Raw genomic sequence first — 12,758 nt, 5'->3', positions numbered from 1 at the left:
CACGTCCCCCTTAAATTCTCCTGTTCCCAGGATAGTCCACACTCACGTCAATGCCAGGACTTTTGCAGACTTTCCTTAGTGCGTTTCGAAAGACATCGTCGTCCATGATTCTTTTGAGAAGCATTCTGGCTTCCAGAGCGGAATGGTAAATCACCCCGGTCGAACCATGACGAACGGTATCGATGTTTCCAGGGCAATCGGAAGCCACCACCGGTGTCCCAAGCGTCATAGCCTCAATAACGGAAATCGGCATTCCCTCCCAGGAGGCCGTCGACAGAAAGATATTCGCCTGTGCGACAGCGTCGATAACTTCCGTTCGCACCAGCCATCCCGTCACACGCACGCCCGCTTCCTCCAACGTTCTTTTAAGGTCGGGATCGCCGTCGCCGATCCATATGAACTCGGTGCCGTCCTGGTTGAACGAGCGCGCAATCTCCGCAAATAGCCGCGGATTTTTTTGCACACGAATGCCGCCGACCGTCACAATTCGTTGCGTCGTCTTCGAATGCACCTTATCCGAATGCCAATCGCGACGCGCTGTCACAGTTCGATCCACCGCGTTTTCGATCAGCACGGCAGGCCGTCCGAGGTAACGCTGGATTGCCGCGCACTCGCTCTCCGAGCACCCGACATAGGTGCAGCTCTTCACGCAAGCCAACAGCTCCAGCCCGGCGAAACAGTATCGTTTCATACGGCCGACGTCCTGACGAATGAACGAAATGCAGTGCGGGCTATATAGAAACGCTGTTGAAGGCAGGCAGAACAATGTAGATAGCCGACCCAGAAATCCTGCGAACGACGAGTGAAGATGAACAATGTCGGGCTTCAGCTCGATAAGCTTCCGGCGCAAGCCCAGCAATGTGCTCGCCAACGAAGGCCCTTTCATCTGCAGATTCAGCAAGACGACGTCCGGGTGAAACAGGGCATGCAGGTTCTGCGGCGTTTCATCTCTCGCGGAATAGATCACACGGACTTCATGACCTTCCGCAGCCAGACGATTAGCGATCGTGCATACAACCGCAAGCGTTCCTGTGGCAGTCGATTCGATTACGTGGGCTACTCGCATGATTTTTTCTATTTGAAAAGGAGTGCACTACATGGCGACCATGTCAAATTCAATCGAGGGGATCTGCAACCGAAGACATGGATTGAATGCGGGCGACTTAGTACGCCCCGTCTTTTTCCAGCACCACTTTGACGGTCTTCAACAGAATCGTGACGTCGAGCGCCAGCGAACGGTTCATGGCATAGCAAACATCGAGTGAGACGCGGGTCGAGTAATCTACGTTGTTTCTACCGCTGATCTGCCACAGACCTGTGATCCCGGGCTTCAGCATCAGGTAATAACTCACATCGGGTCCGTATCGAGCCAGTTCCTGGCGGACAACCGGACGCGGCCCCACGAGGCTCATATCGCCACGCAACACATTCCAAAGCTGGGGAAGTTCATCAAGGCTCGTTCGCCTCAGAATGCGTCCTATCGGTGTGATGCGAATATCGTTTTTTAGCTTGAAATCACGGTTCCATTCCTCACGAGCCTTTGGATCGGTGGCCAGTAGTTTTTCAAGGACCTGGTCCGCGTTCCTCACCATCGAGCGGAATTTCAGACACAGGAAAGTTCTACCTCCCCGACCAATTCTCGGATGCCCGAACACGACACTTCCCCGGTCGCTCATGACAGCGATCGCGATGACAATCAGAATCGGAAACAACACGACAAGCAGCGTGGAAGCTCCGCAGACATCGACCGTCCTCTTAAAAAAATCTCCCCACCATCCAGAGAAAGAGTTCGTCTTCTTCGGAACGGTGTCATTGGGGACGGCCTGCTGCGAGGATACGTCGAGGCGTGTGTCTCCTAACTTCGGATCCGTGCGGACTTGGGAATCGGACATGCAAACTCCTTGAGATGCGGGCACCATTTGACACGATGCCTGCGAGCAGCACGTACGCGGCGTCTTTCGATTTCAAATCCGATTTGGTATAGAACGCGATGGCTGTTGCGATAAACATCGCCGGCATCGCTGTGACTTCAAGATGAGGGTAACACCCCATTCCGCGCGCCGAATACTTCAATAGCGCGCACAGACGCCATCGTACAGTCGGATCACGACACGTTGAAGCTGGTGATTCATTGCTCGAACCTTGCGAGTGCACGTTCGAAGTATCAGAGATGATTGATTCCCGACTCGAACGCATGTCGGTCGAAAGAACCGTTCACTCCTTATCCGCGGAATGCGCAGCCAGCCTTTTTTCGAGGTGCGGGATCTCTTCACTCCGGACTGGTTTTCCCAGAAGGAAACCCTGAGCATGCGTGCATCCGCAGACGCGCACGAAATTCAACTGCTCCTGCGTCTCAATGCCTTCCGCTGTGGTGGGCATGCCGATCTCGCGTGCCAACGCCACAATCCCACGAACCACGGCCGCGGATTCGCGTCGATGCACGGACTCTTTTACGAATGAACTGTCGATCTTGAGCTTGTCGAATGAGAAGCGCACGAGGGTCGACATGGTTGAGAATCCGGTGCCGAAATCGTCGAGTGCGAGGCCGATTCCCAATGCACGAAGCTTCTCGACGTTGTGCCGGGTGACGATATCGTCGCTCAATAACACCGTTTCCGTGACTTCGATATTCAGACGCGCCGGCGGCAATCCGGTCTTGCCAAGGATCACGGCAACCGTCGACGCGAACGATTCCTCCCGCAATTGCACCGGCGAAACATTCACGGCGACGCTCACTGCGTCGCGCCACATGGCAGCTTCCGTACAGGATTGCAGCAGCGCCCACTCGCCGAGTGCGAGGATGAGGCCCGTACGTTCGGCTGTGGGAATAAATGAGGACGGAGAGAGCTCGCCGCGCGTCGGGTGCGTCCAGCGAAGCAGCGCTTCGCGGCCGGAAATCGTATCGTCGGCGAGATCGACGATCGGCTGGTACTCCATGCGCAGATCGCTATAGGACTGCATCGCACCTTCCAGATCGCTTCGCAGAAGGCTCAAACTCTCGTCGGATGCGTGCCTGACGGCATCGAAGACAGAGAAGGCACTTTTGCCGCTGCGTTTGACCGCGTACAACGCGCGGTCCGCGCAGATCAGCAATTGTGGTCCTGTCTTTGCGTGCTCCGGATAGAGCGAGACGCCCACGCTCGCACCGATATGCACCAACGCTTCACTGAGTGTGAAAGGCCGCGCGAGCGTTTTGACGATACGGTCTGCCAGCAAATGGACGTCGCGGGTCAACGCCGTGCCGTCAGTAATGGCGACGAACTCGTCGCCGGCCAGGCGTCCGACCAGGTCGCCAGTCGGCAGTATTTCACGCAATCGAATCGCCGCTTCCTGAAGAATCTGATCGCCGGCGGCGTGACCCAGGCTGTCATTGATCGCCTTGAAACCGTCGAGGTCGATCAGTAAAACCGCGAATCGATGATTCAGCCGTAACGAGCCTGCCGCCGTGCGTTCCAGCAGAAGCTCGGTAATGCGAGCGCGGTTAGGCAAGCCGGTGAGACTGTCCTGGTGCGCCAGCCGATGACTGCTTTCGCGCGCCAGCAGTAACGCAACGGTGTCGCGATTGCTGCGCAATGCCACGGTAAAGAAACCCGCCGCGCAAAACGGCGCCTGAAACAGCAGCACGAGCTTGCCGGAGCCGGGAGAAAGCGCCGCCCCGCAACCCAACAGCCCGAGAATGAATGAAATCTGGAGAAGCACCAGCCTGGGTGTGCCTGCATTGCGTCCGGCTAGTCCGCCGATCACGCCCACGGCGCAAACGTTGCCGAGCAGAAAAAGTGTCTGATTTCCGCTGGTATTGCACAAAAAGGTGCCAAAGCCGAACAGGGCCGCCCAGAGAAGACTGGCAAAGAGAAAAGCTGAGGTAGGGGTTGGCAGATTGCGGGCACTGCGCTCGCAGCACAACCAGATCAACGCGAGACGCGTTATCAGCAACGCGACCACCGCGCCGCCCCACCACGCGTACAGGGCTCTCGGATAAAGGTAGTAGGCGGTTGCGCAGACACTGATTTCGCAGATCGACGCAAAGACAATCGATGCGGTTCGCGTGAACAGGTTGGCAAGCAATATTTGCCGATTCTCGGCGCTCAGATTCTGAGCGGAGGACACCACCCATTTGAAAAACGGAGACCTTGGTTCGCTGAAAGCCATGACCTGCGCATTTTTAATGGTTAATGGGTCGAATCTGACACACCTCGCAATTATTACGTAAACACCCAATGTCCGTTACAACGCAATTGCGTTGGCTTATTAGACACCCTTATTGGACACCCTTATTGGACACCCTTATTGGACACCCTCATTAGACACCACTACGCCTGTGCAACAGGCAATGCGGCGCCGCCCGTCGTCCGAAGACGCGAGCATCCCTTGCGGATTGCTTCACGCTCCGGCGAGAGATGCGGTCATTCAGGCTATTTCTACAGGCACCCGTTTTGCCAAGGCGCACATCAGCTCGTACCCGATCGTTCCGGAAGCGTGAGCGACATCATCGATCTTGACCTGTTCGCCCCACAGTTCGACCTTTGAACCGATCTGCGCATGCGGGCACGGTGTCAGATCGACAGTGAGCATGTCCATCGACACACGGCCCACTACCTGCGTCATGACGCCGTCGATAGCGATTGGTGTACCCGTCGATGCGTGCCGGGGGTATCCGTCCGCATACCCGCATGCGACCACACCAATGCGCATCTCGCGGTTCGCAGCGAAGGCACGGCCGTACCCAACCGTCTCCTCCGCCGACAATGACTGCACACCGATCACTTCGCTCCTCAGCGTCATCGAAGCGCGCAAGCCCACGTCGTCGATGTGGCGCGACTGACCGGTGGGCGAACCGCCGTACAGCACGACACCTGGCCGCACCCAGTCACGATGCGCCTGGGGATGCCACAAAACGGCCGCTGAATTCGCGAGGCTTCGTTGACCCGGTATGTCTTGAGTCACTGCATCGAAGCGATCCATCTGCCATGCCACGTCGCCATCATCAGCATTCGCGAAATGGCTCATCAACGTGATGTCCGCTATAGCCGCAATCGATCTGGCTTGTTCCCACGCGGCGCGGTACGCATCGGGACGGAATCCGAGGCGGTTCATTCCGGAGTTCATCTTCAGATGCACGTTGACGCGCTCATGCGACGGTGACAGGCGCAACAGATCGAGTTGCTCACGGCAATGCACGGCCATGGAAAGATCGAACTGTTGGGCGATTTGCACGTCACCTGACTTGAACACGCCTTCCAGAAGAAGGATCGGCTTGGTCCAACCCAACTCACGCACACGGACTGCTTCGTCGAGATCGAGCAGTGCGATGCCGTCGGCATTCGCAAGTGCCGGGAAAACGTGATCGATTCCGTGTCCGTATGCGTTGGCTTTGACCACGGCCCAAGCCCGTGATCGAGGTGCCCGCTGCTTGACGATGGAGAGGTTGTGGCTGACTGCGGCGGGATGAATCTGTGCAACGATCGGGCGTGGCATAGGAGGCGTGGAGGGCTAGTTTGAAAAGGGAATGGATGCCCGTTGGTAAAGACCGGCGTTATGGCCTACAGGCAGCTTTTTCCACTATCGTATCTAGCTCAAGCCAGTTTTTGTTACTGTATTGTTTGGATTTTTGGGTTTATCTATCGGCTGCCTGCTATCGCTCGAAACCCTTCCTGGCGGTTTTCGATGTCTGAGATGGGCAAGTGCAAGGCGTGTCGATTTGCACGGACGGAGCTTCGCCCTGATTCCATCTATTACCGGTCACTACTTGTTGAAGGCTCATGCATTACGTTATATATAGCGAGATACAACGACACAAAAGTAGATACCTCAGGTCCATGACTCGCTCAATCAACGCCTTTCAGGCGCTCACACTCGTATCCGCAGGGATGGGAGCGACATTCTCAGCCCATGCTCAAGACGACGGAATCCAACTCACACCGGTAGTCATCACTGGAATATCACCCTTTACGTACCCGTCATATCAGATCGACCGAACGAAAGTTGGACCGCTCGGCGAGAAGGCGCTTCTTGATACGCCGTACTCGATTAGCGTCGTTCCCTCATCGCTCGCGGAGAACCAGCAACTCCAGAGCGTGCGCGAAGCGTTTCGCTTCATCCCGACGGTTCAGGGGGAAAATATCCGCCCTCAGACTCGAGGACTGCAAGCCGGGGTTGTCCAGAACACGCGGGTTGACGGCCTGAATATCGCGGCGACAACCGACTATCCAATCGAGCAGTTCGAGCAGATTGAGGTTCTAAATGGCCTGGCCGGTGCCCTGTACGGGCCCGCCAGCCCTGCCGGCACGTTCAACTACGTGCTCAAACGGCCTACCGCCGAGCCGTTGCGCGAGTTCACGTTCGGCTACGCCTCACGCCAGTCCTTGACGGAACATCTGGACCTCGGAGGACACTTCGGCAACGACGATCTCTTCGGGTATCGGCTGAATTTGCTCAACCAGAACGGCGAGGGATATGTGGAAGGCAGTCGCCTGCGCAGACAACTGGCAAGCCTCGCGTTCGATGTTCGTTTCTCCCCGGACACGAGACTCGAGACCAATTTCAGCACGTACCACTACCTGTCGACTGGATTCCCAGGAACGTTTGCTTTAGCGCGCAACGTGCCCTTTCCCAGCGCGCCCGACCCTACACGTCCCGGCTACGGCCAATCGTGGGCTGGTGACGACAACGTCACCAACATGTTCAGTGCCACCTTGAAGCATGACTTCAACAAGGACTGGCACTTCAGCGTTGGTGTGTTGAGAGAGACGAACGACCGTGCGTCGACCGTGCCGACCAACACCATCACCAGCAAGACAGGCGCCTATACGACGACCACCGCGACGACCACGTACAGCCTGGACACGATCGTCAGCAACACGGTCGCGCTGAATGGCCACACGGAGCTTGCAGGCCTGACACACGACGTCTTCGTGTCAAACACCGGGTTCTTCTGGAATCGATACACGCCATTTCAGACAGGCGCGATTACGCTCGGCAACGCAAGCATCAACGACCCGCTGTCTTTTGCAAAACCTCCGTTGCCCGATTTCTCAAATCGATATCGGTCCGTCAACACGGTCCAGCAGTCGATTAGCGTCGGCGACACGATTGGATTCGACAAACATTGGTCAACGCTACTGGCCGCGAGCCAGAGCTGGATACACACTGAAAACTACAACAAGCAGGGAGCGACGACCAGCAAGTACAACGCGAGCGGCATCAGCCCGACGGCCAGTCTGATGTTTAAGCCGCTAGACAATATGACAGCGTATCTGACGTACGCCGACAGTCTTCAACAAGGGGACAATGCCCCGGCTGGATCGGCCAATGCGGGAGATAGCCTCGCTCCGTATCGAAGCAAAGAATGGGAACTGGGCTACAAAGTCGATGTGAGCCGGATTACGCTCGGCGCCGCCCTTTACCGCATCGAGCGACCGTACGCTTATGTCGGTGCGAACAATATTTTCGCCGAACAAGGGCAACAGGTTAATCGTGGACTTGAACTCACTGCAACAGGCGCGGTGACAAGAGATCTAAACATCTTCACGGGGATCTCGCTACTCGATCCCCGTCTGTTCGACACCGGTTCGGCGTCTACCAGTGATAAACAGATTCTCGGGCTGTCGCGCGTTGTGTTCAATGCGCTACTCGACTACTCCGTACCGGCCGTTGCCGGTCTCGGATTCAACATCAACATGAACTACGCAAGTCGTCGCCCAGGAAATTATACGAACACAGACTATGTTGACGGCTACACCGTCTTTGATCTCGGTGCGCGCTACAGAACGAAAATTGCCGGCAAATCAGTGACGCTGCGCATTGCCATCGACAACATCACCAACCGTCAGTACTGGGCCAACATCACGCCAAGTGGACAAAATGGCTACAGCGGCTCCGACAACGGTACAGGTACGCTTGGCGCCCCACGTACCGTCCGCGCTTCGCTACAGATCAATCTCTGAACAAGGACCGACCATGGTACTTCGCACTTTCCTTGCCGTAGTTCTCGCTAGCACCACGAGCATCGCGTGGGCGCAACAGGCGCCCGCCACACCGGTGGTAACGATCTTTGCTGCGGGAAGCATGAGCGGTGCACTCGCCGCTATCACGCAGCAATACACGAGGGAGTCCGGTCAGAAAGTTGATCTCGTCACAGGGCCAGCAGGTCTTCTACTGAACAAGATCGAGAATTCCGCCAACGCGGACGTTTTCGTTTCCGCCAATATGGCGCATCCACAGCGCCTGACGACGGAAGGAAAGGCTGCGCCTACTGTCGTCTTTGCGAGGAATCGGCTTTGTGTTCAGGCCCGGCCGGACGTCGGCCTCACCACGGACAATCTGCTCGACAAACTACTTGATCCGAACATAAAGATCGGCACTTCAACACCCAAGGCAGACCCGGGCGGTGACTACGCATGGGAGTTGTTCGCGAAGGCTGACTCAGTCCGCCCGGGAGCGAAGCAGATTCTGGAGACGAAAGCGCAGCAACTGGTTGGTGGTCCAGCGGCGCCTCAGGTGCCAGCGGGGCAGAATCCGGTGAAATACTTTATGGCGACGCGGCGTGTCGACGTCTTCGTCGGCTATTGCAGCTCCCACGAAACAAAGCCCGATTCGACCCTCGTGCAGGTCGAGCTCCCGGCCAACCTTAGCATCTCCGCCGACTATGGGATGACGGTTCTGGAGCTGCCGCAGACCGCTACTACCCGCAATACCGCGTACCGGCTTGCCTTGTATCTGATGAGCCCTGAGGCACAGGACGTACTCACACGTTACGGGTTCACGCCGGTTGCGCGCCAATAGAATGTCGCCCGGTCCCATGTAGCCGCGCGCGTGCGCATGCACGCGCCAATGATAGATTGCCCCTTCCCGCGAGCCGTCACATCAACTCCATCCACGTCGCATTGCGGATAGGCTTGTCACTTTCTATTTTCCACTGACACTTTTAATTTCCAGGATCATTCGCAAAGAAACACGCACGCACGCGCGCCTCCCACAATTTACTTGACATCTAAACTATCGACGCCTAAATTACCCTCCAGAGAAAGGTCCACATGGAGAGTCAACATGCGCATCGTATGTATCGGCGGCGGCCCGGCCGGCTTGTACTTCGGCCTGTTAATGAAGGGCCGGAACCCGGCATATGACGTCACGGTGGTCGAGCGCAACCGGCCCTATGACACCTTCGGCTGGGGCGTGGTCTTTTCCGACCAGACGCTCGGCAACCTGCGCGCCGCCGATGCTCCCAGCGCGGACACGATTCTCGACGCCTTCAACCACTGGGACGACATCGAGATCAATTTCCGCGGCAGGCAGGTTCGCTCGTCGGGCCATGGCTTCTGCGGCATCGGCCGCAAACGTCTGTTGAATATCCTGCAGGCGCGCTGCGAAGAACTGGGCGTCAATCTGGTGTTCGAAACCCAGGTCACCGACGACACAGCCTACGAAGCCGACCTGATCATCGCCTGTGACGGCGCCAATAGCGCCATTCGTCAGAAGCACACCGCCACCTACAAGCCCGCGATCGACATGCGCGATTGCCGCTTCGTCTGGCTCGGCACCAAAAAGCTCTTCGACGCCTTCACGTTCGCCTTCGAAGAAACCGAGTTCGGCTGGTTTCAGGCCCACGCCTATCGCTTCGACGATCAAACCTCGACGTTTATTGTGGAAACACCGGAGCGTGTATGGCGCGCCGCCGGTCTCGACGAAATGAGCAAGGAAGACAGCATCGCGTTCTGCGAGAAGTTGTTCGCCAAGTACCTGGACGGCAACCCGTTGCTGTCGAACGCCGCGCATTTGCGTGGGTCGTCGCAGTGGATTCGTTTCCCGCGTGTCGTCAACGAGGAATGGGTGCATTGGCGCGACAACGCCGACGGCACCCAAACGCCGATCGTGCTGATGGGCGACGCAGCGCACACCGCACACTTTTCGATTGGCTCAGGCACCAAGCTCGCGCTCGAAGATTCGATCGAACTCGCCAACAGCATCGGCGCGCATCCGGGTGATTTGCCCGCTGCGTTGCAGCACTACACGGATGTCCGCAGTATCGACGTATTGCGCATCCAGAACGCCGCGCGCAATTCGACGGAGTGGTTCGAGCATGTCGACCGCTATACGTCGTTCGAGCCGGAACAGTTCGCGTATTCGCTGCTCACGCGCTCGCAGCGCATCTCGCATGAGAACTTGCGTGAGCGTGACGCAACCTATCTCTCGACGTTCGAAGACTGGCTCTCACACCGCTCAGGTATTGACCGCGCGCCTGAAAAACACTCCGTTCCACCGATGTTCACGCCCTTCACATTGCGTGGCGTCACCCTGAAAAACCGCGTAGTCGTCTCGCCGATGGCGCAATACTCCGCCGTCGACGGCATCGCCGGTGACTATCACCTGATGCATCTCGGTGCCCGCGCCATGGGCGGCGCCGGGCTGGTCATGACGGAAATGACCTGCGTGTCGCCGGAAGCGCGCATCACGCCCGCTTGTCCCGGTATGTACGCGCCCGAGCATCTCACGGCATGGAAGCGCATCGTGGATCTCGTGCACACCCAGTCGGACGCGAAGATCGGCATCCAGCTGGGACACTCTGGCGCCAAAGGCTCGACACGTGTCTCGTGGGAAGGCATCGACCAGCCGCTTGACGAAGGCAATTGGCCGCTCGTGTCCGCTTCGCCGCAGCAATATTTGAGCGGCGTCAGTCAGACCTCGCATGAAGCCTCACGAGACGAACTTGAAGAAATCGAAGCGCAATTCGTACGCGCCACGCAAATGTCCGCAGAGGCAGGCTTCGATTGGCTCGAACTGCACTGCGCGCACGGCTATTTCCTCTCGAGCTTCCTGTCGCCGCTGACCAACCATCGCACGGACGAATATGGCGGTTCGCTCGAAAACCGTCTGCGCTACCCGTTGCAGGTCTTCAAGGCGATCCGTGCGGTCTGGCCGCAAGACAAGCCGATTTCCGTGCGCATTTCCGCTAACGATTGGGTTGAAGGCGGCACCACGCCTGACGACGCTGTGCAAATCGCCAGTGCCTTCAAAGCGGCAGGCGCCGACATGATCGACGTCTCGTCGGGCCAGGTCAGCAAGCAGGAAAAACCCGTGTTTGGCCGTATGTTCCAGACGCCATTCGCCGACCGTGTGCGCAACGAAGCCGGCATCGCAACCATCGCCGTTGGTGCGATCTCGGAAGCGGACCACGTGAACAGCATCATCGCGGCGGGCCGTGCCGATCTCTGTGCGATCGCGCGGCCGCATCTGGCCAATCCGTCGTGGACGTTGAATGAAGCCGCAAAAATCGGCTATCTGGACGTGACGTGGCCGAAGCCTTACACGGCAGCCAAGTCGCAACTCGAGCGCAATCTCGAACGCGAACGTACACAGGCCGCTGCGAACGCAGGGTTGTCGCCGCAAGAACGCGCGCAACGCGCTGAAGGAACCACGTGAATACGTCCAACACGAACCTCGCAGGACAGCACGCCGTCGTCACAGGCGGCGGCAGCGGCATCGGCGCAGCCGTAGCCGAAGCGCTGCTGCGCGCCGGTGCGCGCGTCACCTTGATGGGCCGCAACGCGCAACGTCTCGATGCCCAGCGGGAAAATTTCAACGGGCTCGGCGAGGTCGCCTGCATCAGCGTCGATGTCACAAGCGAAGAATCGGTCGAGAAAGCATTCGCGCAAGCCGGCGCAATCGATATCCTCGTCAACAACGCCGGCCAGGCGCAAGCCGCGCCCTTCACTCACACCGACATGGCGCTCTGGCAGCGCATGCTCGACGTGAACCTCACCGGCGTCTTCCTCGGCACGCGCGCCGTATTGCCCGGCATGCTCGAGCGCGGCCATGGCCGCATCGTCAACGTCGCGAGCACGGCGGGACAAATCGGCTACGCCTACGTCGCCGCTTACTGCGCCGCGAAGCATGGCGTGATCGGCCTGACGCGCTCACTCGCGCTGGAAGTCGCGACGAAAGGCGTCACCGTCAACGCCGTGTGCCCCGGCTACACGGAAACCGAACTGCTGCACGCATCGCTCGAACAGATCACCAGCAAAACCTCGCGCACCGAACTGCAGGCGCGCGAAACCTTGCTGCGCTCGAATCCGCAACATCGCTTCGTGAGCCCTGAGCAGGTCGCCAACGCCGTGCTTTGGCTTTGCCAACCCGGCTCGGACGCGATCACGGGTCAATCCATTTCCATCTCCGGTGGAGAAGTAATGTGACCAAGTTATCGAACCTCAAAAAGACTACGACGGCCGAAGCAAAGCCGCCGCGCAAAGGCGTCGCCAAACCAGCGGAGAACGTCGTGGATCTGGAAATGAGTACCGGCGCCGATAGTCACATGGGCCTACGTTTGTGGCTGCGCATGTTGACCACGACCAATCTCGTGCAAGCCGAACTGCGCAAGCGCCTGCGCAACGAATTCGACACCACATTGCCCCGTTTCGATTTGATGGCGCAACTCGAACGTCATCCGGAAGGCCTGAAGATGACCGAACTGTCGCGCCGTTTGATGGTGACGGGCGGCAATGTGACCGGCATTACCGATCAGCTCGAGAAAGAAGGTCTGGTTTCGCGCGGCACCGATCCCAACGATCGCCGCTCGATCAGCGTGTGCCTCACACCCGCGGGCCGCAAGGCGTTCGACAAGATGGCCATAGCGCATGAGCAATGGGTTGTCGAACTGTTCGGTGGCTTGAGCCTCGACGAAAAATCGCGCACCCATCAGCGCCTCGGCAAGCTCAAACAACATCTGCTCGACAGTCTGAAAGACTGATCCGCACCGAATAGAG

At 58.0% G+C, this 12,758-nt stretch carries 8 protein-coding genes and 1 pseudogene; 5 read left to right on the top strand and 4 right to left on the bottom strand.

All coding sequences use genetic code 11. The features are described 5' to 3' along the window. Positions 1–10: 10 nt before the first annotated feature. The 4 genes and pseudogenes from PQQ86_RS21595 to alr form a co-directional block, all read right to left on the bottom strand. Positions 11–1,066 carry a glycosyltransferase gene (locus PQQ86_RS21595; RefSeq protein WP_408271374.1) on the bottom strand — a complete coding sequence of 352 codons (1,056 nt, stop codon included), beginning with the start codon at positions 1,064–1,066 and terminating at the stop codon, positions 11–13. Between the two features lie 97 nt (positions 1,067–1,163). Next, a pseudogene (locus PQQ86_RS21590) lies at positions 1,164–1,757 on the bottom strand (sugar transferase); the annotation flags it as partial. Positions 1,758–2,214: 457 nt separating this feature from the next. Continuing rightward, a complete protein-coding gene (locus PQQ86_RS21585; protein WP_408271372.1) occupies positions 2,215–4,149 on the bottom strand; it encodes a putative bifunctional diguanylate cyclase/phosphodiesterase in 1,935 nt (644 codons plus the stop codon). Between the two features lie 258 nt (positions 4,150–4,407). Beyond that, a complete protein-coding gene (alr, locus tag PQQ86_RS21580; protein ID WP_408271369.1) occupies positions 4,408–5,475 on the bottom strand; it encodes an alanine racemase in 1,068 nt (355 codons plus the stop codon). A 341-nt stretch (positions 5,476–5,816) separates the two neighbouring features. Between alr and PQQ86_RS21575 the strand changes: the two genes are divergently transcribed. From PQQ86_RS21575 to PQQ86_RS21555, 5 genes are all read left to right on the top strand, one after another. Then, on the top strand, positions 5,817–7,943 hold the full coding sequence (locus PQQ86_RS21575; protein ID WP_408271363.1) for a TonB-dependent receptor: 2,127 nt from the start codon (positions 5,817–5,819) through the stop codon (positions 7,941–7,943). 13 nt (positions 7,944–7,956) lie between these two features. Next, a complete protein-coding gene (gene modA / locus PQQ86_RS21570) occupies positions 7,957–8,781 on the top strand; it encodes a molybdate ABC transporter substrate-binding protein (protein WP_408271357.1) in 825 nt (274 codons plus the stop codon). A gap of 264 nt (positions 8,782–9,045) precedes the next feature. Further along, on the top strand, positions 9,046–11,418 hold the full coding sequence (locus PQQ86_RS21565) for a bifunctional salicylyl-CoA 5-hydroxylase/oxidoreductase (protein ID WP_408271354.1): 2,373 nt from the start codon (positions 9,046–9,048) through the stop codon (positions 11,416–11,418). Further along, positions 11,415–12,188 carry an SDR family NAD(P)-dependent oxidoreductase gene (locus PQQ86_RS21560; protein ID WP_408271351.1) on the top strand — a complete coding sequence of 258 codons (774 nt, stop codon included), beginning with the start codon at positions 11,415–11,417 and terminating at the stop codon, positions 12,186–12,188. The genes PQQ86_RS21565 and PQQ86_RS21560 overlap by 4 nt, the downstream gene beginning before the upstream one ends. Beyond that, positions 12,185–12,742 carry a MarR family winged helix-turn-helix transcriptional regulator gene (locus PQQ86_RS21555; protein WP_097395294.1) on the top strand — a complete coding sequence of 186 codons (558 nt, stop codon included), beginning with the start codon at positions 12,185–12,187 and terminating at the stop codon, positions 12,740–12,742. The genes PQQ86_RS21560 and PQQ86_RS21555 overlap by 4 nt, the downstream gene beginning before the upstream one ends. The last annotated feature ends 16 nt before the right edge of the window (positions 12,743–12,758 follow it).

It is taken from the genome of Paraburkholderia sediminicola, from assembly GCF_046026675.1.
GTDB classification, from domain to species: domain Bacteria; phylum Pseudomonadota; class Gammaproteobacteria; order Burkholderiales; family Burkholderiaceae; genus Paraburkholderia; species Paraburkholderia sediminicola_F.
The sequence above is the reverse complement of the archived record's forward strand: the minus strand, read 5'-3'. Positions and strand labels throughout refer to the sequence as shown.